24 protein-coding genes are annotated in these 25,324 nt (G+C 63.4%); 12 read left to right on the forward strand and 12 right to left on the reverse strand.

From position 1 onward, the window contains the following. The first annotated feature begins 343 nt into the window (after positions 1 to 343). A complete protein-coding gene (locus LJ737_RS12070) occupies positions 344 to 691 on the forward strand; it encodes a hypothetical protein (protein ID WP_227765986.1) in 348 nt (115 codons plus the stop codon). A gap of 156 nt (positions 692 to 847) precedes the next feature. Here the strand turns inward: LJ737_RS12070 and LJ737_RS12075 are convergent, their stop codons facing one another. Beyond that, positions 848 to 1,855 carry an SMP-30/gluconolactonase/LRE family protein gene (locus LJ737_RS12075; RefSeq protein WP_227765989.1) on the reverse strand — a complete coding sequence of 336 codons (1,008 nt, stop codon included), beginning with the start codon at positions 1,853 to 1,855 and terminating at the stop codon, positions 848 to 850. Between the two features lie 219 nt (positions 1,856 to 2,074). Between LJ737_RS12075 and LJ737_RS12080 the strand changes: the two genes are divergently transcribed. Further along, positions 2,075 to 2,632 carry a hypothetical protein gene (locus LJ737_RS12080; protein ID WP_227765990.1) on the forward strand — a complete coding sequence of 186 codons (558 nt, stop codon included), beginning with the start codon at positions 2,075 to 2,077 and terminating at the stop codon, positions 2,630 to 2,632. A gap of 63 nt (positions 2,633 to 2,695) precedes the next feature. Here LJ737_RS12080 and clpB read toward each other — a convergent pair whose 3' ends face one another. Next, positions 2,696 to 5,308 carry an ATP-dependent chaperone ClpB gene (gene clpB, locus LJ737_RS12085; RefSeq protein ID WP_227765992.1) on the reverse strand — a complete coding sequence of 871 codons (2,613 nt, stop codon included), beginning with the start codon at positions 5,306 to 5,308 and terminating at the stop codon, positions 2,696 to 2,698. A 174-nt stretch (positions 5,309 to 5,482) separates the two neighbouring features. Between clpB and LJ737_RS12090 the strand changes: the two genes are divergently transcribed. Next, positions 5,483 to 6,202: a hypothetical protein gene (locus LJ737_RS12090; protein WP_227765994.1), complete on the forward strand. Its 720-nt coding sequence runs from the start codon at positions 5,483 to 5,485 to the stop codon at positions 6,200 to 6,202. A gap of 179 nt (positions 6,203 to 6,381) precedes the next feature. Here the strand turns inward: LJ737_RS12090 and imm9 are convergent, their stop codons facing one another. The 3 genes from imm9 to LJ737_RS12105 all read right to left on the reverse strand — a co-directional run bounded on the left by imm9 (position 6,382) and on the right by LJ737_RS12105 (position 8,826). Then, positions 6,382 to 6,849, reverse strand: coding sequence for an Imm9 family immunity protein (gene imm9, locus LJ737_RS12095; protein WP_501993663.1), 468 nt, complete (start codon positions 6,847 to 6,849; stop codon positions 6,382 to 6,384). Between the two features lie 154 nt (positions 6,850 to 7,003). Next, positions 7,004 to 7,696: a hypothetical protein gene (locus LJ737_RS12100; protein WP_227765998.1), complete on the reverse strand. Its 693-nt coding sequence runs from the start codon at positions 7,694 to 7,696 to the stop codon at positions 7,004 to 7,006. Positions 7,697 to 8,220: 524 nt separating this feature from the next. Then, positions 8,221 to 8,826, reverse strand: a complete 606-nt coding sequence (locus tag LJ737_RS12105) for a hypothetical protein (RefSeq protein ID WP_227766000.1) — start codon at positions 8,824 to 8,826, stop codon at positions 8,221 to 8,223. 529 nt (positions 8,827 to 9,355) lie between these two features. On the opposite strand from LJ737_RS12105, the gene LJ737_RS12110 reads away from it, so the two are divergent. From LJ737_RS12110 to LJ737_RS12125, 4 genes are all read left to right on the forward strand, one after another. Beyond that, positions 9,356 to 9,646 carry a hypothetical protein gene (locus tag LJ737_RS12110; protein ID WP_227766002.1) on the forward strand — a complete coding sequence of 97 codons (291 nt, stop codon included), beginning with the start codon at positions 9,356 to 9,358 and terminating at the stop codon, positions 9,644 to 9,646. A gap of 76 nt (positions 9,647 to 9,722) precedes the next feature. After that, complete coding sequence (locus tag LJ737_RS12115) at positions 9,723 to 10,298, forward strand: Crp/Fnr family transcriptional regulator (RefSeq protein ID WP_227766005.1); 576 nt, start codon at positions 9,723 to 9,725, stop codon at positions 10,296 to 10,298. A gap of 88 nt (positions 10,299 to 10,386) precedes the next feature. Further along, a complete protein-coding gene (locus tag LJ737_RS12120) occupies positions 10,387 to 10,818 on the forward strand; it encodes a carboxymuconolactone decarboxylase family protein (RefSeq protein WP_227766007.1) in 432 nt (143 codons plus the stop codon). 417 nt (positions 10,819 to 11,235) lie between these two features. Continuing rightward, positions 11,236 to 11,886 (forward strand): T9SS type A sorting domain-containing protein, encoded by a 651-nt coding sequence (locus LJ737_RS12125; protein ID WP_227766010.1) that lies wholly within the window; start codon positions 11,236 to 11,238, stop codon positions 11,884 to 11,886. A gap of 310 nt (positions 11,887 to 12,196) precedes the next feature. On the opposite strand, the gene LJ737_RS12130 is transcribed toward LJ737_RS12125, so the two are convergent. The 4 genes from LJ737_RS12130 to LJ737_RS12145 all read right to left on the reverse strand — a co-directional run bounded on the left by LJ737_RS12130 (position 12,197) and on the right by LJ737_RS12145 (position 15,906). Further along, on the reverse strand, positions 12,197 to 12,793 hold the full coding sequence (locus LJ737_RS12130; RefSeq protein ID WP_227766012.1) for a DUF4142 domain-containing protein: 597 nt from the start codon (positions 12,791 to 12,793) through the stop codon (positions 12,197 to 12,199). A 155-nt stretch (positions 12,794 to 12,948) separates the two neighbouring features. After that, positions 12,949 to 13,680, reverse strand: a complete 732-nt coding sequence (locus LJ737_RS12135) for a DUF4386 domain-containing protein (protein WP_227766014.1) — start codon at positions 13,678 to 13,680, stop codon at positions 12,949 to 12,951. 243 nt (positions 13,681 to 13,923) lie between these two features. Next, positions 13,924 to 15,243, reverse strand: a complete 1,320-nt coding sequence (locus LJ737_RS12140) for a DUF885 domain-containing protein (RefSeq protein ID WP_227766016.1) — start codon at positions 15,241 to 15,243, stop codon at positions 13,924 to 13,926. A 99-nt stretch (positions 15,244 to 15,342) separates the two neighbouring features. Next, positions 15,343 to 15,906 (reverse strand): hypothetical protein, encoded by a 564-nt coding sequence (locus LJ737_RS12145; protein ID WP_227766017.1) that lies wholly within the window; start codon positions 15,904 to 15,906, stop codon positions 15,343 to 15,345. Between the two features lie 160 nt (positions 15,907 to 16,066). Between LJ737_RS12145 and LJ737_RS12150 the strand changes: the two genes are divergently transcribed. Beyond that, positions 16,067 to 16,207 carry a hypothetical protein gene (locus tag LJ737_RS12150; RefSeq protein WP_227766019.1) on the forward strand — a complete coding sequence of 47 codons (141 nt, stop codon included), beginning with the start codon at positions 16,067 to 16,069 and terminating at the stop codon, positions 16,205 to 16,207. Positions 16,208 to 16,309: 102 nt separating this feature from the next. Here LJ737_RS12150 and LJ737_RS12155 read toward each other — a convergent pair whose 3' ends face one another. Beyond that, on the reverse strand, positions 16,310 to 17,593 hold the full coding sequence (locus LJ737_RS12155; RefSeq protein ID WP_227766020.1) for a pectate lyase family protein: 1,284 nt from the start codon (positions 17,591 to 17,593) through the stop codon (positions 16,310 to 16,312). A gap of 272 nt (positions 17,594 to 17,865) precedes the next feature. Here LJ737_RS12155 and LJ737_RS12160 point away from each other — a divergent pair, with 272 nt between their 5' ends. Further along, complete coding sequence (locus LJ737_RS12160) at positions 17,866 to 18,600, forward strand: DUF72 domain-containing protein (RefSeq protein WP_227766022.1); 735 nt, start codon at positions 17,866 to 17,868, stop codon at positions 18,598 to 18,600. Between the two features lie 264 nt (positions 18,601 to 18,864). Here the strand turns inward: LJ737_RS12160 and LJ737_RS12165 are convergent, their stop codons facing one another. Continuing rightward, entirely contained in the window at positions 18,865 to 19,818 is a 954-nt protein-coding gene (locus tag LJ737_RS12165) for a 1-phosphofructokinase family hexose kinase (protein WP_227766024.1), read from the reverse strand. A 364-nt stretch (positions 19,819 to 20,182) separates the two neighbouring features. Next, a complete protein-coding gene (locus LJ737_RS12170) occupies positions 20,183 to 20,983 on the reverse strand; it encodes an SDR family NAD(P)-dependent oxidoreductase (RefSeq protein ID WP_227766026.1) in 801 nt (266 codons plus the stop codon). Between the two features lie 152 nt (positions 20,984 to 21,135). On the opposite strand from LJ737_RS12170, the gene LJ737_RS12175 reads away from it, so the two are divergent. The 3 genes from LJ737_RS12175 to LJ737_RS12185 all read left to right on the forward strand — a co-directional run bounded on the left by LJ737_RS12175 (position 21,136) and on the right by LJ737_RS12185 (position 25,093). Continuing rightward, the gene (locus LJ737_RS12175; RefSeq protein WP_227766028.1) at positions 21,136 to 21,858 is read left to right on the forward strand and encodes a DUF72 domain-containing protein; all 723 of its coding nucleotides are present in this window, start codon (positions 21,136 to 21,138) and stop codon (positions 21,856 to 21,858) included. Between the two features lie 426 nt (positions 21,859 to 22,284). After that, positions 22,285 to 23,643 carry a TolC family protein gene (locus LJ737_RS12180; RefSeq protein ID WP_227766029.1) on the forward strand — a complete coding sequence of 453 codons (1,359 nt, stop codon included), beginning with the start codon at positions 22,285 to 22,287 and terminating at the stop codon, positions 23,641 to 23,643. Between the two features lie 205 nt (positions 23,644 to 23,848). Continuing rightward, positions 23,849 to 25,093, forward strand: a complete 1,245-nt coding sequence (locus tag LJ737_RS12185) for an efflux RND transporter periplasmic adaptor subunit (protein WP_227766031.1) — start codon at positions 23,849 to 23,851, stop codon at positions 25,091 to 25,093. Positions 25,094 to 25,324 lie beyond the last annotated feature (231 nt).

Genomic DNA, 25,324 nt, shown 5'->3' on the forward strand with positions numbered 1-25,324 from the left:
TTTTGCGCCCCGCCATGGGTGAGTGCTTACTATTGTGCCCCAAACGTTTTCGGGAGCTGGCCTCGTTCAACGTCAAAACACCGCCCCACAGGCCCCGGCCAACCCACCGCGCTACGCTCCCGACTGGCGGTAGGAGCACGGTGCACCCCGCCCGCTCCCCACGACAAAATTTCGCGCCGCTTCAACCTTCGGGGCGGCAAGTGGCTCCTGCCAGAAATCCACCTTGCCAATGTTCCTTGATCGGTTGTTCGTTTGTCGATTAGTACTCCTCGTACTTAGCTTTTTCGGTGCCGGCCTGACATATCCCGCTACTGCGCAGCTACGGCGGGCTGTTCCGCCGGTCATGGGTCGGGCCCACACCCTGGAAGACACTGTGCAGGCCGTGCGCCGGCTGTTTAACAAGCACGACGCCACCAGCACCACCGGCCTCGCTACCGGCGTCGGCGGGCTCAGCGCCATCGGCGTAGGGGCGCTGATGCCGGCGCCCTTCGGCAACCCCGCGCTCAAGCGCAACTTCATTTCGGTTGGCACCCTGGCTACCGGCATCGGGGCCGGGCTGTCGTTGCGGCGCATGCTGCGCTTCAGCCCCAAGCACCGCGACGAGGTGCTGGCTGCTTACCAGCAGGGCGAGCCGCTGCCGCGCTACGTGCGCCGCCGCCTGCGCCCCGAGCATTTCCAGCCCGGCCGGTAACCAATAGCAAGGCCCCGCAGCTGCCTCAGCGCGGGCCCGACTTCGCCAAGCAAGTGCAAGCCCCGGCTCCGCCGGCGGGTTGCCGGGAAGCCGGGGCTTGCGAAGTAATAGCTGCCGGAAGCGCTACGATGAGTTTTTGCCAGCGCCTGAATACCACTAGAAGCGCGTTTTGACGATGGCAAAGCGCGGCGACGTGGCCTGGTAGGGGTAGAGTACGTAGGCGTCGTTGCTGCGGCGCGTGATGGTGGTCGGGCCGACGGCGCCGGTGACAAAGCTGCCCGCGTTGCTGGCGTTGGCCCAGGAGTCGGAGCTGGTGAGGCGGTACACGGTTCCCTGGCTGCCGGCCACCACCAGCAAGGTTTGGTTGTCGAACAGCAGCAGGCCGTCGGCGCCGGCCAGGTTTTGGGAGGTCGTGACTTTAGTGAAGCCCGCGGGATTGTTGACGGGGATTTTGAAAAGGCTGCCGTCACTGGTCTTGGCCGCTAGCAGGTAGCCGTCGGGGTGGTACACGATGCCGTTCAGGCCGAAGCCCGTGCCGCCGCTAAGCTGGGTATTATCGAGGAAGACGGTGGCGTTGCCCTGCAAATCCAGCTTGTAGATAACCGGGGCAAAGCTGTCGGTGATGTAGGCGTTGCCCTGCCCGTCCACGGCAATATCGTTGGCGAAGTGCTGCGGGTAGGCGGCGGCCTTGCTGCCCAGGTCGGTGTAGGAAATCAGGCTGCCGGTGCTGGCGTTGAAGATGGCCACGGCCGCCAGCTTGCGCTGCGTCGCAGTCGTGGTGCGCGCCGGGTTGAAGTTGTTGTCCGACACGGCGGCCAGCACACGATTGCGGCCGGCGTCGAGGTTGACGCCGATGGTTGAAATCAGGCGCGGGTCGTCGGCCAGCTGGGTGTAGCTGCTGTCGTCCTTGACCGTGCCCAGGCGCCCCTCACGGCGCGAGCTGACGATGAAACGCTGGTTGGCGTCGTCCCACTGAATGCCCTCGGGGTGCAGCGCCGCCCGCGGCACCGAAAGCTTGTCGGGACCGGCCGGCGGCGTGTCGATGGGGTCATCGTCGTCGTTGGAACAGCCGGGCAGCAGGCTCAGCAACGGAAGCAGCAGCACCAGCAGGCGTAATAAGCGGGGCACTGGCCCGGGTAGGGGCGTAAAGGAAGGGTAGGACATAACTGCGGCGTGAAGTGATGGTGGAACAGTATGCTGGCTATACGCTCGCAACCACGGCATGGCTGGTTTGCCGGGCCTTGCGGGAGGGGCGGTGCTGCCGGGTTTTGGGCAGGCCGAGGCGGCGCAGTCAATGCACTGTTGTTTGTATAGGCACGGTACGGCCCTGCGGGTTTTAGTACCTTGCCAAGCTTTTAACCCGCATTATCAGGCCCTCGGCTGATGTTTAAACGACTACTTCTCGGCGGCGCCCTGGCGGCGCTGGCCACGCCGGGGCTGGCGCAAACGGCCCCGCTGGCGGCGGCCCCCGATTCCATTCCGACGATGATTGGCCGGTGGTACCTACCGCACTACCAGTCCAGCGCCACGGTGGCCGACAGCACCGGCGCTCTGCTTTCCCTGTATGTGCGCAAGCGCAGCTCGGCGTGGCTGTACCTGCTGGGCCTGCCGGTGGGGGCGGCGGCCCTGCAGCCCAACGAAAGCTCCACCGGCTCGGTCACCACCAAAACGCCGCCGGAAGGCTGGCGCATAGCTTTGGGCATTCCCCTGGTGGCCGCCTCGGCCGGGGGCTACATCGCGCGGCTGGCCACGTACAGCAAAACCGGGCTGCAGCAGGTGCAGCGCGACTACGAAAGCGGCAAACCGGTGCCAGCGCGCCTGCGCCGCCGGCTCAAACCCAAGGATTTTGCCAATGCCGCCGCCATTCGGGTGAGCATCGTGCAGCAGATGCAGTACCAGCAGGCGCTGCAGGCGCAGAAAGCCGCCCGCAAACAGAAATAGCGGGCATAAAAAAGCCCCGCTGGCGCAGTGCCGGCGGGGCTTTTAATCTAGCAGCTCGGAAGCTTACTCCACGGTGGGCAGCTCCACGTTGACGAAGCGAATCTGCCCGTCTTCCAGCTCGGCTTCCACCACGGCGTCCTTCGAGACTTTGCCGCTCAGGATTTCCTTCGACAGCTCGTTCAAAATCAGCCGCTGCAGCACGCGCTTCAGGGGGCGGGCACCGAAGGTCGGGTCGAAGCCTTGCTCGCCGAGGAAGTCCAGCACCTCGTCGGTGGCTTCCAGGCGGATGCCGGCTTCTTCCAGGCGCTGCTGAATCTGCTTGAACTGGATGTCGACAATCTTGCGAATCTCCTTGCGCTTGAGCGGCTGGAACATCACGATTTCGTCGATGCGGTTCAGGAACTCGGGGCGCATGTGCTGCTTGAGTCGCTCAATAACCTCCTCGCGGGTGCGGTCTACCACTTCCTCGTGGTTGTATTCATTCAGCTCCTTGAAGTTCTTCTGAATGATGTCAGCCCCCGTGTTGGAGGTCATGATGATGATGGTGTTCTTGAAGTTGGCCACCCGACCCTTGTTGTCGGTGAGGCGGCCGTCGTCGAGCACCTGCAGCAGGATGTTGAACACGTCCGGGTGGGCCTTCTCGATTTCGTCGAGCAGAATTACCGAGTAGGGCTTGCGGCGCACGGCCTCGGTCAACTGCCCGCCTTCGTCGTAGCCCACGTAGCCGGGAGGCGCCCCGATCAGGCGCGATACGGCGTGGCGCTCCTGGTACTCCGACATGTCGATGCGTACCATGGCGTTTTCGTCGTTGAACAGGTACTCGGCCAGGGCCTTGGCCAGCTCAGTTTTCCCGACGCCAGTCGTGCCGAGGAAGATAAACGAGCCGATGGGGCGCTTGGGGTCCTGCAAGCCGGCGCGGGAGCGGCGCACGGCGTCGCTGATGGCCGCAATGGCTTCCTGCTGGCCGGCCACGCGCTTGCCCAGCTCGGCTTCGAGGTTAAGCAGCTTCTCGCGGTCCGACTGCAGCATCTTGCTCACCGGGATACCGGTCCACTTGGCTACCACTTCGGCAATGTCCTCCTGCGTGACCACTTCCTGCAGCATGGAGCCGCCGTCCTTGTTGGCGTTGGCTTGCTCCTGCAGGGTTTTGAGCTTGGCTTCGGCTTCCTGGATTTTGCCGTAGCGCAGCTCGGCCACGCGGCCGTAGTCGCCCTGGCGCTCGGCCTGCTCGGCTTCGGTCTTGAACCGCTCGATGGCTTCTTTCTGCTCCTGGATGTCGTTGAGCACGTTTTTCTCCGACTCCCAGCGGGCTTTGAGCGAGTCGCGCTTGTCGCCCAGCTCGGCCAGCTCCTTGTTGAGCACAGCTTCGCGGTCCTTGTTGTCCTCGCGGCGGATGGCTTCGCGCTCAATTTCCAGCTGCATGATGCGGCGCTGCACCTCGTCGAGCTCCACGGGCATGGAGTTCAGCTCGATGCGGAGCTTGGCGGCGGCTTCGTCCATCAGGTCGATGGCCTTGTCGGGCAGGAAACGGTCGGTGATGTAGCGGCTCGACAGCTCCACGGCGGCAATGACGGCGTCGTCGGTGATGCGCACGCCGTGGTGCAGCTCGTACTTCTCCTTGATGCCGCGCATGATGCTGATGGCATCCTCAATCGAGGGCTCGTCCACCATCACGGCCTGGAAACGGCGCTCCAGGGCCTTGTCCTTCTCGATGTACTTCTGGTACTCCTTGAGGGTGGTGGCGCCGATGGAGTGCAACTCGCCGCGGGCCAGGGCGGGCTTGAGCAGGTTGGCCGCGTCCATGGCGCCCTCGCCGCCCGCGCCGGCCCCGATCAGGGTGTGCATCTCGTCGATGAACAGGATGATCTGGCCTTCGGAGTCGGTGACTTCCTTGATGACGGACTTGAGGCGCTCCTCAAACTCGCCCTTGTACTTGGCGCCGGCAATGAGCAGGCCCATGTCCAGCGACATGATGGTCTTGTCCTTGAGGTTCTCGGGCACGTCGCCGGCCACGATGCGCTGGGCCAGGCCTTCCACGATGGCGGTTTTGCCCACGCCGGGCTCGCCGAGCAGCACGGGGTTGTTCTTGGTGCGGCGCGAGAGAATCTGCAGCACGCGGCGGATTTCCTCGTCGCGGCCGATGACTGGGTCCATCTTGCCCGAGCGCACCTGCTCGTTGAGGTTGCGGGCGTAGCGGTTCAGGCTCTGGTACTGGTCCTCTGCCGACTGCGAGGTTACTTTGCGGCCGCCCCGCAGTTCTTTGATGGCGGCTTTGAGGTCCTTGAGGTTGAAGCCCGTGTCCTTGAGCAGGGTAGCCACCTGGTCGCGGCCGTCCACCAGGGCCAGCAGCAGGTGCTCCACCGACACGTACTCGTCGCCGAACTCCTTGAGGAAGCCGTTGGCGCGCTGCACGGCGGCGGCGGCTTCGTTGGCGAGGTAGGGCGAACCGCCGCTCACCTTCGGATAGCCATTGACGATGGCATCCAGGCGCGGGGCGAGAATGTTCAGGTTGACGCCGAGCTTCCCGGCCAGGAAGCTGGTCACGTTTTCATCCACCTGAAAGATGCCTTTCAGGAGGTGACCCGTCTCGATGGCCTGCTGCTGATTGCCGCCGGCAATTTCGGTGGCCTTCTGCACGGCCTCCTGGGCCTTGATGGTGAAGTTGTTGAAGTTCATAGGTCTAAGTCTGTCTCAGGTGATTTGGTGTAAAGCTGATACGGGCTTAGCAAATGGCGGGCTACTCAGAAAAAACGGACTTTTTGGCTAGATTCCTTGATTTGATAGTAATGTTTTGGGTCAAAGTGTCTTATTGTTGCTTATTTGCTGCCCGTAATACAGTCAAAAGGGCATATGAACAGAAATTTAGGCAAGTCTATTATAGACGCTAGTGCCTCTAGTCTCACAGATATTACTAAAGATGTAACTGAAGCAGCAATAGATTCTTTGCTGCAAGATGGAGTCGTTAAAGATATTCCACTTGTAAATCTGATTCATTCTGTTTATAAGATTGGGTCAGGTATTCGTGAAAGAATATTTATCAATATGCTGCTTAAGTTCCTATTTGAATTAAAAGATATTCCAATAGAAGAAAGAATGAATTTTATAAGTAAGCTCGAAAATGAAGATTACAAGAATAAAGCAGGTGAGAAAATAATGGTGATACTTGATAAGCTTGATGATTCTGATAAAGCACCCATGGTCGGTAGGGTTTTTAGGGCTTGTCTTCAGGGGAAGTTTACTTTTAATGTATTCTTAAGGCTTTCTCATGTCATTAATAATGCTTTTGTTGATGATATAAAATCATTAGGTAATTGTTTTACACCTAGCGGCGCTACATATCAATTAGGTGCTGAGCTTGCTGATAGTTTGAATCGTGTAGGTTTAACAACTGCTAAACTGAAAGCAGATCCATATACCCAAGAGAGGTTTAAAAGAACAACAGGACGAGATGCTACATCAGTGCCTTATGAATATAACGTAGTGCATACTTTGAATAACGATGCTCTAATTTTAGCTAGAGAAATTTTTGATTTTGAATGGATTGAGCATGCATATCATATATACAAATAGTAGTTGCAAATTCAGATATTGGCTGATAAGCTACCTCATCAGCGCACGCGAAGACAACCTGCTCGGTATCACGGGCCAGCAGCTACTGAACGAAGAAGAAGCGCAAAGCATAGTGTGAGTGAAGGTGTTTCTGTTGGACCAAGAGTTGCCAGTGGTGAGGTTATTAGCAATTGGCTGGCTTATTTCAACTTGATTTTTACTCCATTAACAGTAAATCCTTTCTCAAAGCATAGCATTATTCCTCTTCGCATAGAATCAAGGATGTAGTCTGTTCGGTTGGAGAAACCTGCGAAGTTGACATCTAAATACGAACAGTATCTAGCTTCATCTGGATGTGTTTTTAATTTCACTTGTTGTTTTGGAGTAACACCCCAAGCAACAATGTCTTGTTTTGGAATTGGTATGTGAATGACAATAAGCTTTTGTTTGTCATTTGTATAGGACCTCGTTCTCATGAATACTCTAAGCGGTGGGTTGCTGCCGTAGGTAGCTTTAAATTGAAGTTCCCAATCTGATAAAGATGGGATGTCTATTAAATTTAATATGTTATCTGCTTCCTTTTTGAGTATACGACTGATTTCATCTGAGTTAAAGTCGATATCCAAGAAGTTTATAACGTAAGAAGTGTGTAGTATTCTGGAAACCATTGGAGGTAAAGCGTTTTAGTAGGTGTAACCGCAGTGCCATAGCTACAGCACGGCAGAAAGTTGCAAAAAGAAGCAGCGAAGCGGATGAGTTCCTTCACTCCGCTTCGCTGCGTTCAGGATGACAGGCGACCAAGGCTGCTGAGGTGGTTAGCTGTTACTGTTGCTTCGCCGGCGTCTCTGGGCTGCTTTTCTGCTTGCCTTTGCGGTCGATGACGAGGCGGGCGGCTTGGATGCGCTGGTAGAAATCGGGGTGGGAGCGGGCGTACTTGCGCAGGCTGCGGTCGAGGCGGTCTTCGAGCAGGGTGGCTAGCTGGCTGAACTTGGCTTTGATAGCGAGGCGGGCGGCTTTGGCTTCGCTGATTTGCTGGCGTGGGTCGTTTTTGCTGCCGTCGAAGGCGGCCAGGGCCTCGCGCAGCTCCTGCAGGCGCGCTTGGGTGACGTCGTAATCTTCGAGGGGCTTGCTGTGCTGGGTGGCGAGGTCGAGCAGGTGCTGGGCCACGTCGGTGAGGGCGGTGGCGCGCAGGCGGGCCAGGGTGCCGTAGCTGTGGTTGGCGGCGGCTTGCAGGGCGCGGTCTTGCTGGTCGGTGGCGTAGGCGTACAGGTCGCCGGCAATTTCGCCGGCGCTGGTGGCCAGCAGCTCGCGGCGGTCGGTCTTGGCGGCGCTGGCGCCCTTGGCGGGGCGCAGGGTTTCTTGGCGCAGCGGGGTGAGGTCGTCGGCGAGCTGCTGCAGCTCGGCCAGGGCGCGTTGCAGGGCTTTGTCCTGCTGGTAGGGGGCGGCGTCGCGGCCGAGGGCGAGCAGCACGTTTTGGGCGGCGGTGAGCCGGTTGTCTTGTTTGGCGGTAAGCATTGGGAATGCGGGTATGGGTAAACGTGGAAATCAAACGACGCGAATAGGTGTGCGCAGCGGTAGTATAGAGCGAAGCTCAAGAATAGGAATATCCGGGTGAATTGTGGTAATACCGGGAGTAGAAAATGTGTGCCTCAGCTTGCGTGGCCTGCAACCAGGGTGCGGACGACCGGGACCGGTATGCAGACGCCTGAAACCGGCTGACAGCAGCCGGTGGCCGGCCTGCAAACGACCGGAGCCGGGCTTGCGACCAGCGCGGCGGGCCTGCGGACGCCCGGGGCTGGGCTTGCGCGGGCAGCGACGACGCTTGCGCGGATTGGGGCGGGGCTTGGGCTGACCGGGGCGGGGCTTGCGGGCGTACGGGCTTGGCTTGTGCCTCGGCAACTGCTTTGCGGGGACGCGGAGCGGCAAGGGGAAGCGTGGGCAGCTACCCAGTGGACGCCTGGCGGCGAACGGTCACGCGGGCGAGGTGGCCCGAAAAGGTGCAGGCGCGGGCAGCTCGGCCGCGGGCCGCCGGGCCGGGGCTACAGCTCCCGGGTGGGCAGGGGCTTGGGAAAGCGCACCGATTCGAGGAAGCGCTTTTTGTCGGCGAGGGTTTCGGCGGTGGCGGGCAGGCGATAGGTGCTGCCGAAGAAGTAGAGCATGTGGCCCCGCCAGGCGTAGATAACGTCGAGGTAGGCGGGCTGCTCGCGCACGAGGTCGAAGCAGCCGAAGCGGGCGGCGCGGGCGGGCAAGCCGGCAAACACCACGTTGTCTTGGTGGAGCAGCTGCACGTTCTGGGCCTTGAATTCTTTGGTCTTGAGTTGCTTGGCGTAGTGATGGATGATGCGGTCGAAGGTCTTGCTCAGCGACTCGGCCGTGACCAGGTCGTTGGGGTTGTAGTCGGGCTGGTAGCGCAGATCAATCGAGCCGACGAAGAGGATGATGTTTTCGGTATCCGTCGTGAAGTAGGACGCGCCTTTCGCCTTGGGGTCGTGCTCGGCCTCCGTGGCGTAGGGCAGCTGCACGGTGGTGTAGTCGTCGATTTGGGTATCGACCCAGGTGGTGACGGCCCACTGCGCCGCCGCGGGGCGGGACCACAGCAAGGTGAGCAGCGCAAGGAGGCGAAGAAGGTGCGGAGCGGCTCGCATCAGCAATAGCAATGGCAGCTAACGAAACGGAGGTTGAAAATAGCAGAACGGTCGGGCTTGGGCCGGCGGCCGCCCGATGAGCACGACGGTAAAGAAGCCTAAAGTGACTTTGCGGCCGCCGCTCATTGCCTTGCCAGGGCAATGGGGGCGCGGGGCAGAGCTCAAGACGGGCCGCCGCGTGCTGACAAGCTACCTCAGGCTGACCCCGGCGGCAAGCGCAACGGCCGCCGCGGCCGAAATCGAGACGCGCACGACCGAGGCCGGACCCGCGGCAATCAGCGCTGGCCGGAGGAAACCGCGTGGGTACGTGCGGGCAACAGGAGCAGGAAACGGAATGCCCAGGGGAATAAGCCGGCAATGAAAAAGGCGCGCGATGAGAGCAGTACGCCGTTATCTTTCGTGCATGAAATCGACGATTAGCGCATTATTAGGAGTGGGCGTATTGCTTGGAGCGTGCAAGAAGGACGAATCGAGGCCCGAGCCAAAACCTGAGCCGACGCTGGACGGGGAATGGCGGATGACGGAAAGTGTGCGCACGGATCAGCAATCGGGCTACGGGCAGACGTTGGCTCCGACGGTGACGTATAACTTCCGCTTAGTGGCCAAAGGCGACACGGTGCGCTCGTACCTGGTCAATAGCACGGCGCCGCCGCTGGTGCTGGTGCGCAACGGCCACGAGCTGCGGTATACCCGCGGCGTGGGCGTGTACTGCACCATCAAGGAGCTGACGGAACATCGGCTGGTGCTGCATTCCACGGCGCCTTCTCAAATTCCAGGTTCGGGCATTATGCTCAACATCGACGACGTATACACGCGCTGAGGCCTGGGGCGGTAGTTGGTGCCGGGGTGGTTATTTTGGCAACGATTCTGTTGCCTCCTCCTCCGACCTTCGCCCGATGCTTGCTCCGCTGCTCGCCCATATTGCCCGGTACGTGTCGCTGACGGCGGCCGAGGCGGAGCTGCTGGAGGCCTACGTGGTGCCGCACACGCTGGAGCGCCGGGCGCACCTGCTGCGCGAAGGGGAGGTATGCACGGCCACCTACTTTGTGGTGAGCGGGTGCCTGCGCACGTATTTTCTGACCGAGAAGGGGGTGGAGCACACGCTGCAGTTTGCCATCGAAAACTGGTGGCTGACGGACTACGCCAGCCTGGACGCGCACGCACCGTCGGCGTTTTTTCTGCAGGCGGTGGAGCCTACGTGGGTGCTGGTGCTGGAGCAGCGCGGGCAGGAAGAGCTGTTTGGGCGGGTGCCGCAGCTGGAACGCTACTTTCGGCTGGTGCTGCAGCGCGGGGCCGCGGCGGCGCAGCACCGGGTGAAGCTGCTGTATAGCCTGAGCGGCGAGGCGCGTTACCGGCAGTTTGCGAGCCTGTTTCCGGCCTTTGTGCAGCGGGTGCCGCAGTATATGCTGGCCTCGTACCTGGGCTTCACGCCGGAGTTTCTGAGCAAGATCCGGGCGCGGATGGGGGAGTAGGCGGGCCGCGTTTCTTGAACTAGTTCAAGAGGTGGCGGGGTGGTCGGGGCGGACCTTTGGGCTATCAATCACCCTAACCCCTTCTGGTATGCGCCTCGACATGCAGAAAACCGAACCGGAGTCCTACCAGGCCGTTTTCGCCCTGGAAAAATACCTGAGCAAGTCGCGCCTCACCCGCACGCACAAGGAGCTCATCAAGCTGCGCGCCTCCCAGCTCAACGGCTGCGCCTACTGCCTCAACATGCACTCCCGCGAAGCCCGGCAGGCCGGCGAAACCGAGCAGCGCCTGTACGTGCTGTCGGCCTGGCGCGAGGCCGGAGACCTGTTCACGCCCGAGGAGCGCGCCCTGCTGGCGCTGACGGAGGAAGTCACGCTCATCGGCCAGCGCGTATCGGACGCCACCTACGCGCAGGCCGCGGCCCTCTTCGACGAGCAGTATTTGGCGCAGGCCATCATGGCCATTGCCACGATTAACGTCTGGAACCGCATTGCCATAGCCACGGAGAAGCCCCTGGACTAATGGCCGCGGGGGGCGGTTTGCCCCCGGGGAGCCGGCCCCAACGGGCCGGCTGGTTCATCAGCGCCGTCTTGTCGCTCGCGGAGCCGGTGGCTTCTGCTGGCGACGGGGCGGCGCTGGTCGATGAGGTTGCGGGGTAGGTGGCACCGGGTGGGCGGTGCGCTACGCCCCGATGCCCGCTCCCTTTGCCATCCGCCGGCGGTAGTATGGCCGCTTCATAGTCGACAACCTGCTGGTAAGCTTCGCTGCTGGCGGAAGCACAAGCTGGGCCGATAAGCCGAGGGTCTGGGGCTGTCCGGCTTCTCAGGCCGCAGCCAGCGGGTAGATTTTTGCGAAGTTTTTTTATGTCGGTATTCGTCCGTAAGTGGGCAGATGTATCTTTGAGCCCATTTTTTTCACCTCATTCTCCCACCCAATCCTGTGCAAAACTTTACGCATAAGGTTACCCTACTGCTGGCCCTGCTGCTGACGGCCACCCTGGGCTATGCCCAAACCACTTACCAAACGGTTGGCATCATCGGCTCGGCCACCGCAGCTGGCTGGAACACCTCCACGCCTATGATGCTGGTGTCGGCCACCGACCCGCACACCTGGACCATCACCCTGCAGCTGACGCCGGACGAGGTGAAGTTCCGCGCCAACAACGACTGGGGGGTAAACTGGGGCGCCGCGACGTTCCCGACCGGCACGGGCGTGGCCAACGGGCCCAACATTCCGATTCAGACGGCGGGTCGCTACACGGTGCTCTTCAACGACGTAACCGGGGCCTACCAGTTCACCGCGTCGACGCCCATGGCTGCCAAAGCTGCCGGCAACCTGCTGCGCCCCATGCTGACGCCCAACCCCGCCAGCGGTGCCGTGCGCGTGGCCTACGACCTGCCCGCGGCCGGAGCCGTGACGGTATCGGTGCAGAACCTGCTGGGCCAGCTGGTGCGCCAGCAGACGCCGGTGCGCCAAGGTGCCGGCCAGCAGGAGCAAGTGCTGGCGCTGGCTGGCCTGGCGCCGGGCCTGTACTTGGTGCAGGTGCAGAGCGGCAGCCGCGTCGAGACGGCCCGCCTGCGGGTAGAATAGTGACTGCCCGCCGGGCCGGCGCCTGACGCTGGTTTCGGCAACGTAGGCGGGCTGGGGCTCGTCTACCGCGGCGCCACCCTGCGGCGCGGACTCCGGGTACGCTACCCCGGAGCCGCGCGGCGGGGTGGCGCTACGCTTTAGCGGCCGGCTAACAGGTGTGGCAAAACGTAGCGCTGCTCCGTCGGCAGGTGCGGTAGTGAGGTGCGGCCGGCCGCTGGCTGCTTTAAGTCGCTGCCCCGATGCGAGGTGAGCGAGGCGGCTAGGTCTGAGCAGAGTATGGCTACCCGTAATCTGTCCCCAGCGGGAGGGCTTAACGGCTGCCCGCGCCGTGGTGGGCGTGGGGCAGGCCCTGCAGCAGCGTCGCGGCGTGGTCGGCGTGGCGGGCCACGATGGTTTGCATACGGCCGAGCCACTCCTTGTAGTCAGCGTCGCGGGCGCTGTCGGCGGCTTGGCCGAACAGCCGGACGGCGTTGCGGTGGTCGACCACCATCATCTGGGCGTAGTAAGCGTCGAACTGGTCGGCGGGCAGCCGGCGCAGGCTGTCGATTTTCTGGCGGTAAACGCGCAGGGTGGTATTGGGCGGCACCAAGCCCTTGCGGCGCATCAGGGCCCGGTACTCGCCGTTGATGGCGCTGTGTTCCGTGACCATCTGGGCGGCGTAGGCCTGCACGGCGGGGCGGGTGGCGCGCTCGGCCGCCACCGTGCCCGCTTCCACTTCGAAAATGCCCGCGCAGCCCGCCATGGGCATAAAGAAGCAGCCGAACGGGTCGAGCGGGCAGGCCGGTGGGGTGTGGCCGTCCGGCCGAGTTGTTGCCACGGGCTGCTCGGTTTTGGGGGCTTGCTGGCAGGCACCAAGGACGAGCAAGAGCAGGATGGGCAAACCGGACAGGCGGCGGGCGTTGGGCATGGCAGAAGGAATGCAGGTGAAGAGCCGGAGGGCTTTCAATATAGTATAATGTCTATGCTAAGGCCACGGCGGTTTCACCGGCCTTGCCCAGGCATGACGACCAGCCAGAATGAACTTCAGCGCCGCTGCAAACGCGACGCCGTAATGCGCGGGCTTTAGGCGTGGTGAGGGGTGAAATCGGCCGGGGCGGGCTGCACCTCTTCACGGAACTTATTACCCCGGATCAGCAGCCAGAGCATGAAAAGCGGTTCGCCGTAAAAGGTGTACATGGCGAAGTCCACGTTGAGCTCGGGGAAGAGGTAGGGGCGCACCGCCGTGAGCAAGTACCCGAGGCCGGTGATGACCAGCAGCACGCCGAAGACGCGGGGAATGTAGCCGGAGCGGAACACGAGGTAGCCGAGCAACACCAAGTGCAGGGCGAAGACGATGAGGCCGAAGTACCAGTGATTCTTGAAGGCGCGCAGGTGCACCATGGCCAGGGCCTGCACTTGCGCCTGCGGGAAAAGGGCAAGGTAGTCGGGGGTGGTGAGCAGGCGCAGCGCGGTGACGAGCTGGTTGAGTGCAACCAACGCCAGCAGGGAGTACGCAAGCTTCAGCCAGGCCGTGAATTGGGCCAGCGGCGGGTGCACGGACCGCAGCAAGTGGTACAGGGCCCAGGCAATGACGATGTCGAGGAGAAAGGTGAGGAAATAAGCCAGCAGCCCGGCCGTGAACAAGCCTTGGTGCGCGAGGATGTTGCGGGCGGTTTCGGCGGCTTTGTAGGGAATGATCAGCTTCGGAAAGACGTACATCTCCGCAAAGGGCGCGGCGACAACCGAGCCGAGCAGGGCCAGGCCGGCAATGAGGGCGGCGGTGCGCAGCGGCAGGTACTGGGGGCGCGTCGGCATGGGGGCGGGAGCTAGGGGCGGGGAAGCGGCCGCACGCCCCGTTGCCGGGCTGCGAGCCAGCAACAATGTAAGGGAATATGCGCGACGGTGAATGTAAGCGAAGCAAGGAATTTCCACGCCCCGGCTCCCACCAGCGCCTTGGTTTACACGGCCTTTAAGCGCGCGACAAAGCTGCGGCGCCGCACGGGACAACCGGGGCGGCTTCTCTCTGCTGGCGGTTGGCTTCTTCCCGGCCGCCCTGCCCTAGCCGCGGGCGGGCAGGCTGCGGTACACGGCCTCGATGTGGCGTTCTACTACCTCCAGGGGTAGGCCAGACAGGGCCAGGTAGGCGGCGTGGAAGCGCGGGAGGCTGAAGCCGGGCTGCTGGCTGAGGCGGGCTTTCATGGCCTCGATGCGCTGCGCGCCCACTTTGTAGCTCAGGCACTGGGCGGGCCAGGTGGTCACGCGGTTGATTTCGCGCTCGGCAATGTCCTGCTGCCCGGGCACGCTGGCCTGCCAGTAAGCCAGGGCCTGCGCGTGCGTCCAGCCCCGGTCGTGAATGCCCACGTCGAGCACCACGCGGGCGGAGCGCACCAGGTCCCATTCCCACTTGCCCAGCTCGGCTTCGGGCGCTTGGTAGAGGCCAAGCTGAGCGCCGAGGTACTCCACGTAGCAGCCCCAACCCTCGGCGTTGCCGGAGTAAAAGGTAGCGGCGCTCAAGGGGGAGTAGGCCGGGCTGCGGTGCTGCAACGACGACTGGTAATGGTGGCCCGGAATGCCCTCGTGCTCGAAAATCCACTCCATGGCGCGGGTGTTGTGGCGGCCGGTGGCGAAGTTGAAGTCGTAGCGGCCCTGGCGGTAGATGCCCGGTGGCATGGCCGCGGTGGCGCCCTCCCAGGGCTGAATGCGCAAGGCGGGCACGGCCGTATCGGCGAAGACGGCGCCGAGGTGCTGGCGTACCCGCCGCTCGATGGCGCGGTAGCGGCGCTGGATCTGGGCCGTGTCGCGGAGCTCGAAGGTTTCGGAGGCGAGGTAGCGGTAGAAGCCGGCGCTATCCTGGCCGTAGCCCAGCTGGCGGCGCAGGCGGCGGATTTCGCCCTGCACCCGGCGTACCTGCTGCTGCCCGAAGGCGTACAGCTCGTCGGCCGTGAGCGGGGTGCTGGTGTACTGATGAGCGTAGAGGGCGTACCAGGCGTGGGGCGTGGGCAGGGCGTTTAGGCCGGTGGCAGGCACCGGAGCGGCCGTTTGGCGGAACGCCAGTTCCAGCTCCACGCGGCGCAGGTGCTGGCTGACTTCGTAGCGCAGGTGGTCGGCTGTTATAGCTTCGGCAAGGCCCAGGCCGGTGGTGGGGAGTTGGGCCAACCGGTGCTGCACATCCCGAAAAAACGCTTGCTGCCGGCGCAACTGCGCCGGCTCCGCCACGCGGCGCAGGTTGTTCTGGTAGTCGAACTGAAAAGCCGGTACCTGCAGATGCTCCAATCTCGCCTGGTAATGCCGGGCCAGCAGCTCCACCGTCGACTGGGCCCGAAGCCGGCTGCCGGTGGCGCACAGCAAGCAAATAACGAACAGGAGCTTGGTCGGCATGACGCGCGGTGAGTAACGGTTCGCGCCAACGACGCCCGTTTGCGTCACAAATTGCACGACGAACTTATACGCCCTGCGTTAGGGCCGCTGGCCGCCGGACTACGCCGCCGGGCCCGTCAGCCGCCGGAGCAAGGCGTACAGCATGTGGTAGACCTCGCGCAACTGCTCCGGCTCGACCAGGGCGTCTTCCTTGGTAAACACCAATTGCAGGGGCGCGTCGGGCGCGTGCGAGGCGGGGCCCAGGGTGAGGCGGCACTCTTGGTAGCGCAGCAGAGTAGCGCGCACGTCGGCAGTATCGAGCAGCAGGATGCGCAGGGCCTCGGCGTCGTTGGTAGTGATGATGAAGGCCGCGTCCAGCTCCGGGTCGTTCAACTCCACGTCGGTCAGGCCCAGGAGCTTGCCCACTTCGTGCAGCCAGTCCTGCTCGTGCAGGGCAAAACGCAACGGTACCGAGGCCGGAACCGGCGCCGTGAAGCTCGTGCTGGCAAACCCGCTTTCGAAACCGCCGCCTAGGTCGATGTCGATGTCGAGGCGCACGGGAAGGTGGTCCTGCACCAGCTCGGCCGAATACTCAAACAAGTCCGGGTCCCGGCGAATGTCGGCGGCGACTTGCTGCCACAGGGCATCCTCGGTGGTGGCAGTGAACGTGTGGCTGGGGAGCATGGCAACAGGGGGAAATAGGCGCGTTTGACCTTCGCTTACTGCGCAGACGCAGGCAGGGTTGTGGCCCGCGCAGCTAGATGAGGCGTCTTATTGATGAGTAGAAATATATCTTTAAAAATTAGTATATTTAAGAAGAGCATTTCACCCGAAGACAATAGTCATGGAAACGCAACCCAAAAAATACCGGGGCTTCGGCGTGCTGCGCGGCGGCGTGCCGTGGTGGTTCTACGTCGTCTTGCTGGTCGGCTTCTACCTGTTTGGGTGGGTGCTGCGCCTGCTGGGCGTCATTCCGTCGCATTAGCGCACGGAAAAGCGGCAGCCGCCGGGCTGTTAGCCAACGGGCCCCGGGGCCGGCACGCGTGGCCGGCCCCGGGGCCCGTTCGGGTGTCATGCGCGCCGTGCGCTACTGCACCAGCAACTGGCGGGTAGTGGTACCGGTGGTCGTGCGCACGGCGTAGTAGTAGGCCCCGGCCGGCAGCGCGCCCAGCGCGTAGTCGAGGCGGTGGGCGCCGGCGCCGAGCACCTGGCCGGCGGGCAGCACTTCGGCCACGCGCTGCCCGGTGGCGCTGTAAAGCGTAATGCTGACCGCCTGCGGCCGGTCCAGGGTCAGCTCGAAGGTAGTGCGGCCGTGGCTGGGGTTGGGGAAGGCGTTCAGCTGCAGGGAGCTGGCCGCTTTGGTAGCCGTCACGGTGTTCAGCTTGCCGATGCCCGCACCGGCCAGCACCACGGCCGGCACGTCGGCGGCCGTGTTTAGCACGGCGGCGTAGGGGTAGGGCACCGTGGCCGTGCAGGCGCCGAGCGGAAACGTGTCGCTGGAGTACTGAAACGCGGTGCCGTTGGTGAGCTGGTTGCCCACGATGTCGCCGTAGCCCACCACCGCGCTGTACGCCGACACGTAGGGGTTTTTGACGTTGTCGAAGTAGTTGTTCTCGATTTTCAGGCAGGCCCCCACCCGCGAGTTGATGGCCGTGGAGGCAATGTTCTTGTAGTAGTTGTTGAACACGTGCCCCGTGCCCCCGCGAAACAGCGGCAGACGGGAGTTGATGTTCTCGAAGCGGTTGTGGTGGTAGGTGATTTTCCGGTCGTACGTGTCGGTTTCGGTGAAACCGCAGAGGCTGGCCTTCCACGCGTCGTGCAGGTAGTTCCAGCTGTAGGTAATGTACTCGCAGTCGTCCTTGGCGTCGAGCAGGCCGTCGTAGTCGTCCACGCCCACGCCTTGGTACTGGTTGTACAGCTCGCAGTGGTCCACCCAGATGTGGTTGGCCGGCCCCTCGATGCCGATGCAGTCCTTGGGCCCGAGCAGCACGTGGTGCACCTTGATGTTCTGGATGATGATGTTCGAGGCGCGGCGCACGTACAGCCCGATGCCGTCGAATTCCCCGCTGGTGCCCACCCCGATGATGGAAATGTTGTTGCGGTCCTTGATTTCGATTTTGTCGTAGGTCGAGGGCGTGTTGGCCGGGGTGATGACGCCGTTGACGTAGATGGTGAGCGGGGCGTTGGTGGTGTTGGCGCGGATGGCGGCCATCAGCGCCGTGCCGGTGCTGACGGTAACGCTGGCTCCGCCCGCCCCGCCGGTGGTTCCGGTGGTCAGCGCGGCATTGCCGTAGAGGCCGAAAACGGGCGTCTGGGCCTGGGCGGTGGTCAGCCCGAGCACGGCCAGGGCGGCGAGTAAAGGTTTCTTCATGGCGGGAACGACTGGGAAGGGAGGAGCGAGGGAGGCACGCCCGGCGGGGAGCCGCCCAAAGCCGATGGCAGTGAGAGGCTTAGACTAGCGGGGCGGAGTTGCCGGCGAATATGGCAATAGCCCTATGGCTACCGCCGCGTCGGGCGGTATTTATCTGTGCAATCGATATCGGGAACGATGCCGGCCGGCCGCCGGGTGTCGTCGCGAAACGCCGCCCGTACGTATGCCCCAGGCCCCTGGCCGCCTACGTCCCGGCCCGGGCCCGCTGCCCCATGCCCGCCCGCTACCTCATCGGCTGTTCCGGCTTCAGCTTCCGCGACTGGAAAGGCGTGTTCTACCCCGCCGAACTGCCGCCGCGCAAGTGGTTCGGCTACTACTGCACGCAGTTCGACGCGCTGGAGCTGAACGTGACCTTCTACCGCATGCCCGAGCTCAGTACTTTCGAAGGCTGGTACCAGCAAAGCCCGGCGCACTTTCGCTTCGCCGTGAAGGCTCCGCGGCAGGTGACGCACTACAAGAAGTTCGGCCCCGAAGCCGCGCCCATTCTGGCCGATTTCTACGGCACCGTGCAAGAGGGCCTGCGCGACAAGCTCGGGCCGGTGCTCTTTCAGCTGCCGCCCAAAGCCGCTTACTCACCCGAGCTGCTCGGGCGCATCCTGGAGCAGCTCGACCCGGCGTTTCAGAACGTGCTGGAGTTTCGCCACCCGAGCTGGTGGGACGGCGAATTGTTTCGGGAGCTGGGCCGGCGCGGCATCAGCTTCTGCGGGCAGAGTCACCCGCAGCCCCTGCCCGACGAAGTCGTGGCCAACGCCCCGCTGCTCTACTACCGCCTGCACGGCGTGCCCGAGCTCTACAAGTCGAGCTACTCACCCGCGTTTCTGCAGCGCCTGGCCACTGACATCCAAACGGCCCCGAACGTGCGCGAAGCCTACGTGTTTTTCAACAACGGCATCGGTGGGGTAGGGGCCCTGAATGCGCGAGAAATGGTCGGGCTGATGAAGGGATGAGTAGGTGAATGAACGGAGAAACGAAGAAACCAGCCCGTCATCCTGAGGCGTAGCCAAAGGACCTTGCTCGCTGCACCCCGTGCCGCCGCTGCCGGCGACGTGCTGACGCTTTTCAGTAGTGGCAGTGACGCCAAAAGCGCAGCCACCGCGGCCTATACACCAGGGCGGTGGTGGCTGCGTTTATCGGTTGGTGCAGGGATAGAGGAAGGTCCTTCGCTTAGGCTCAGGATGACGTTCTATCTTATCCACTCATCCACTGGGCACCTACGCCGCGGCGCGGTCTTGGGGCATAGTGTCGAGCAGCCACTGGTAGAGCTTGTCGACGTCGGCTTTCTTGAACAGCTCGGTGCCGGGGTTCATGGTGGCGGCGGTGCCGCAGGCCACCCCCAGGCGGGCCGCCTCGCGCACACCTTGGCCCTGGGCCAGGGCGTGCACCAAGCCCGCTACCATACTGTCGCCGGCGCCCACGGTGCTGCGCTTTTTCACGGCCGGGGCCGGAATGTGGTCGACTAGGTCGCGGGTGACGACGCAGGCGCCCTGCGGCCCGAGCGAAGTCACCACAATTTCGCAGCGGCCCTCGCCGATGAGGCCCTGCGCGGCGTCGGCCAGGCCGGCGCTGTCCAGCTCTTCGACGCCGGCTAGCTTGCTCAGCTCGCCCACGTTGGGCTTGATCAGGTACACGCCCGCCTCGATGACGCGTTGCAGGGCCGGCCCCGACGTATCGGCCACCACCTTGGCGCCGATGCTGTGGGCCCAGCGTACGATGTCGACCAGAAACTCGGGCTCGACGCCGGGCGGCAGGCTGCCGCTCACCACCAGAAAATCGGGGGTGGGCAAGGCCCGCAGCGCCGCCAGCACCTGCTGCTGTTCGGCGGCCGTGAGCGGGGTGCCGGGCATGCCGAAGCGGTACTGCTGCCCGGCCGAAGAATCGACTACAATGAAGTTTTCGCGCGTCCAGCCGGCGGCGGGCACGGCGTGCGGCTCTAAGCCTTCCTCGCGCAGCAATTCCTGCAGCCGCTGCCCGGTGGCCCCACCCGCCGGAAACAGCGCCGTCGAGTCGGACCCTAGGCGCTTAAGGGCCCGCGACACGTTGATGCCGCCGCCGCCGGGCTCGTACTTGGGCGTTTCGCAGCGCAGCTTCTGGTCGGGCACGATCTTGTCGACGGCGGTGCTCTTGTCCACGGTCGGGTTCAGGGTCAGGGTGACGATGCGTTTCATCGGAAGGAAGGTGCAAATGGAAGAATCTGGCCGCCAAGCGGCTGCCAGCGGCAATGTACTTGCTGCGCCGGTAGCGGGTTGTGGATAAGTGGTGGATAAAGGGGGTGGCGGGTAGGGTCGCGCGTTAGGGGGGCGGGCTGTTCTTCATAACGCCCGCGCAAGCAACGTTGCTGTGCTGTCGAACGGCGTGGAAAAACGCCATGCTGGGCGGGGCGAAGCAGCTCCACCGACTCGTTGTTCGGTGAACATGCTTCGACCCGCCCAGCATGGCAATATGTTCAACAGTCGGCCCGCGCGGCGTCTAGGCTGGGCAGCCGCGCTTAGGCGCCGGGCTGCAGGCCGCGCAAACGGCGCGCCCCGGCCGTTACTTTTTCTCCTCCGGTTGCATCTGCATGTTCATCATTGTGGCCAGCATGGAGTCGGGGAAGAACACGCTGCTGGCGAAGTTCATCTTGGCCCCGAAGGTGGGCAGCACGCGGGCCTCGCCGGCCAGCAGGCCCTTGTAGCCGGCTTCGGCCACTTCCTCGGGCGTGGCTTTCTTGCTCTGGCCGACTTTGGTGTCTTCGGCCCCGGCCACCTGGAAAAAGTTGGTTTCGGTAGCGGGCGGGCAGAGCACGGTGATGGTGACGTCGGATTTCTGCTCCTTCAGCTCCTGCTGCAGGGCCTCGGAAAAGCTGAGCACGAAAGCCTTGGTGGCGGCGTACACGGCTTGGCGCGGGTTGGGCAAGAACGACACCACCGAGCCCAGCTGCAGGATTTTGCCGGCGTTGCGGGCCACCATTTCGCGCAAGTACAGCTTGGTCAGGTGCATCAACGACACCACGTTGACGTGCACAATGCCGATTTCCTTCTGCAAATCGGTTTCGGTAAAGAGCCCGGCTTCGCCGAAACCCGCGTCGTTCACGAGAATATCCACCTGCCCGCCCTGCGCCTTGACGGCGTCGTAGAGCTGCTGCGGGCCCTCGTGGGTGCTCAGGTCGGCGGCAATGCTGCTGCTCTGCACCTGCGGAAACTCGCCGCGGATTTTCTGCTCGGCCGCTTGCAGGCCGGCCGCGTCGCGGGCCGAGAGGATGAGGCGGTGCCCGTCGCGGGCGAAGCAGCGGGCCAGCTCGAAGCCAATGCCGGACGAGGCGCCGGTGATGAGCACGGTTTGGGAAGTAGCCATAAAGGGGTAATTGGTTGTGGGTGATGGGGTGTGGGTACCGGCTTGCTTACTGCCGGCCTCGGCAAAGAGTTGCTGGCGCCGGGGCGCCAGCTCGGCCGGAGCCCCGGCGGCGCGGGCCGCGTACAAGGCAGTTTCGTGCTTCGTTGTCCGCCATGCCCACTTACCACATCGGTTGCTCCGGCTACCACTACCGCCACTGGCGCGGGCGTTTCTATCCCGACAAGCTGCCCGTGCGCCGCTGGTTTGAGTTCTACAGCCAGCACTTTGCCACGCTGGAGCTAAACGTGACCTTCTACCGCTTCCCGCAGCTGAGCTTCCTGCAGACCTGGCACGCCGCCAGCCCGCCCGAGTACCGCTTTGCCGTGAAGGCCCCGCGGCTGATAACGCACTACAAGCAGTTCAACGAGGTGGGCCCCCTGCTCACCGACTTCTACGACACGGTGCAGCAGGGCCTGCGGGAAAAGCTCGGGCCGGTGCTCTTTCAGCTGCCGCCCCGGGCCGCCTATACCCCCGAGCGCCTCGCCCGCATCCTCGACGCGCTTCACCCCGGTTTCACCAACGTGCTTGAATTTCGCCACCCGAGCTGGTGGCAGGAGCCGGTGTACGCGGCCTTGCGCGAGCGGGGCGTCACGTTTTGCGGGCAGAGCCACCCGGCCCTGCCCGACGCGCTCATTGCCACCACCCCGACGCTGTACTACCGCCTGCACGGCGTGCCCAACCTCTACCAGTCGCCCTACGACGAGGCCTTTCTGCGCCGGCTAAAATCGGCGGCCGATGCAGCCCCGGGGGCCCGGGAAGCGTTTGTGTACTTCAACAACGACATCGACGCCTCGGCCATTCACAACGCCCGGCAGCTGCAAGCCCTGGTGGAATAGCCGCGCGTCAAGACCCGTTTCGCATGAGTTTGCCACCCGCCGGGAAGAGCCGAAAGCTGTTTGATTGTTGTACTCATTGGTTTGATTCACTTTACCGATGCGGGCACGGCTGACGGATCTTTGCGTTGCCGCACGCATCCGGCGCCGGAACTGCCGCCCGGTTTGCTCGCCCGCCCCGCCTAACCCGCCGCGGCGGCGCCCCAACCACAACCCGACGGCCGCGCATAACCTTTTGCGGCCGGCTTGGTTTAACAGTGCCTACCACCCACCCACTGAGTACCTGCTGATTCCTGCTTTGCCCGGCCGCCGGCCGGGGAATGGGGCGCAGCGTTGGGGCGGGGCCAGCCGGGCCCCCTCCGCCGCCTGCCACCGGTACTTCTGCGCCTCTCCAACACAGAATTTTGCGCCTTTCTGCGCCCGAGCTACATGCGCTATTTCTCCCGGGCGGCCCGCACCGCCGGTATCCTGAGCGGTCTGTTGCTGGCGTTTAGCCAGCCCGCGGCCCGCGCCCAAACCCAACCCGCTGCGCCCAGCGGCACCCTGACCCTGGAGCAGTGCCTGCAGTTTGCCCTGCAGAACCAGCCCGCGGTGCGCCAGGCCCGCCTCGACGAGGAAACCAACGAGTCCAGCATCCGCATCGGGCTGGCCGGCTGGCTGCCCCAAATTGCCCTGAACGGCACCGGCCAGCACTACTTCCAGCTGCCCTACACCGTCATTCCCATCGACGGCATCAACACGCCGCGGCAAATCGGGCTGCGCAACCAGTCTACCATCGGGCTGGCCGCCACCCAGAGCATCTACAACAACGACCTGAGCCTGGCCCGGCGCAGCGCCGGCCCCTCGCGGCAGTTCTACCAGCAAAATTCGGTGGGCGTGCGCATCGACGTGGTGTCGGACGTGAGCAAGGCCTTCTACGACGTGCTGCTCTCCCAGCGCCAGCTCGACGTGCTCAACGAGGACATCGTGCGGCTGCAGCGCAGCCTGCAGGACGCCAAGGCGCGCTACGACGCCGGCATCGTCGATAAAATCGACTACAAGCAGGCCGAAATTCTGCTCAACAACTCCATCGTGGCCCGCAAGCAGGCCCAGGAAAGCATCAAAGCTAAGTCGGCCTACCTCAAGGAGCTAATGGGCCTGAGCGCCCCGCAGCCGCTGCAGCTGCAGTACGACACCACCCGGCTGATGCAGGACGCGGTGGTGGACACGGCCGTGGCCCTGGACCCCGCCAACCGCATTGAGTTCCAGCAGCTGCAGACGCAAAAAGCCCTTCAGAACGCCCAGATCCGCTATTACCAGTACGGCTGGCTGCCCTCGGTGGGCGCCTTCGGCAACTACAACACCGCCTTTCTGAGCAACGAGCTGAGCACGCTTTATAGCCAGCGCCTGCCCAACTCCTACGCCGGGTTGCAGTTTTCGCTGCCCATCTTCACCGGCACGCGCCGCCTGCAGAACCTGCGCCGCGAGCGGCTCACCGACCAGCGCATCGACCAGGACATCCTGGCCACGCGTAACCGCATCAATACCGAGTACGAGCAGGCCTTGGCTTCCTACAAGGGCAACTACGCCGACTACCTCACCGGCCAGCGCAACCTCGCGCTGTCGAAGGAGGTGTACAACGTGGTGCAGCTGCAGTACCGCGAAGGCATCAAGACTTACCTCGACGTCATCGTGGCCCAGACCACGCTGCGCACGGCCCAGCTGAACTACTACAGCGCCTTGTTTCAGGTGCTGAGCAGCAAGGTGGACCTGCTGCGCGCCCAGGGCACCCTGCCGACTCAGTACTGATGGCAACGGCCGCTAGAACGACCTAAACAGAACGTCATGCTGAACCTCGAGAAGCATCTCTACCGCTTCGCCTGATAGCAACATACTCAGCCGGACGCCCTAAGTCGAGCAGCGAAGCGGTAGAGATGCTTCGGCTTCGCTCAGCATGACGGCCTTTCTACTGAGTGCTGTCGTTCTTATTCTTCTTCGCGCTTCTACTTCCAACATGAATAAATCCCTGCTCATCCTCGCCTACGCCGCGGGCCTGCTGGCCTTCACCGGCTGCGGCAACAAGGACGAAAAAGCCGCCGCGGCCGGCCCGCCGCCCGCCACGCCGGTGACCTTGGTATCGGCCCAAACCACCGACGCCGTGTACTACGACCAGTACCCGGCCACCGTGGTAGCCCTCAACAACGTGGAGCTGCGCAGTCAGGTGGCGGGCTTTATCACCGGCATCTACTTCAAGGAGGGCGAGGTGGTGCCCAAGGGCAAGACGCTCTACGAAATCGACCGGCGCAAGTACCAGGCGGCCTACCAGCAGGCGCTGGCTGGGCTGCGCAGCACCCAGGCCACGGCCCAAAACGCCAAGGTGAACCTGAACCGCTACGAGCGGCTGGCCCAGCAGGACGCCATTGCTCTGCAGATCGTGGACAATGCCCGCACGGCCTACGCCACGGCTCAGAGCCAAGTGGCCGTGGCCGAAGCCAGCGTGGCCGCCGCCCGCACCGACCTGAGCTACTCGCTGATTACGGCGCCGTTTACCGGCCGCATCGGCATTTCGCAGGTACGCCTGGGTTCCCAGGTCAGCCCCGGCAGCACCTTGCTCAACACCATCAGCGGCGAGGACCCCATGGGCGTGGACTTCGTGGTGCCCGAGGCCGACCTGGCCCGCTTCGCCGACATGCAGGGCAAAACCGGCGGCCGCGCCGACTCCACCTTCCGCCTGGAGCTGCCCGACGGCACGCGCTACAACCAGCCGGGTAAGATCCTGGCCATCGACCGCGGCATCGACCAGCAGACGGGCACCGCCACGGTGCGCGTGCAGTTCTCGAACCCGGACCGCAAGCTCAAGGATGGCATGAGCGCCGTGCTGCGCGTGCTTAACCGCACCTCGGGCCGCCGCATCGTGATTCCCTTCAAGGCCGTGACCGAGCAGATGGGCGAAAACTTCGTCTTCGTGGCCGGCGACAGCAGCAAGGCCGAGCAGCGCAAGGTGCAGCTGGGCCCGCGCCTGCGCGACCAAATTGTGATTCTGGGCGGCATCAAGGAAGGCGACCAGGTGGTAACCGAGGGCCTGAACCGCCTGCGCGACGGCGGCCTGATTCAGGCCGGCTCGCCGGAACAGGCCGCCGCTGGCGGCGCCCCGGGCCAGCCCAACGGCGCTGCGGGCCAAGGTGCCGGCTCGGCGGCCAACGGCGGAGCCAGCACGGGCACCCCGGCTGCCCGCAACAGCAGCAACGCCACCCGCTAAGGCGGATATGAACGTCCTGTCGAGCGCCGCCGAGACATCTCGCGTGCTGATGTGGGATAGTAACTCATCGTTCAACGAGGAATTTACTACCTGACCAAACACGCGAGATTCCTCGACAAGCTCGGAATGACGCGCTGGTAGGCTGTTCAATGACTGGGCAACCCACCCATAGCCAACGCGGCTTTCTTCAAACCCAACTCACGCCATTCCGCTGACGCACACATAGCCTCC

The sequence above is a fragment of the Hymenobacter sp. 15J16-1T3B genome, assembly GCF_020711235.1.
Taxonomy (GTDB): Bacteria; Bacteroidota; Bacteroidia; order Cytophagales; family Hymenobacteraceae; genus Solirubrum.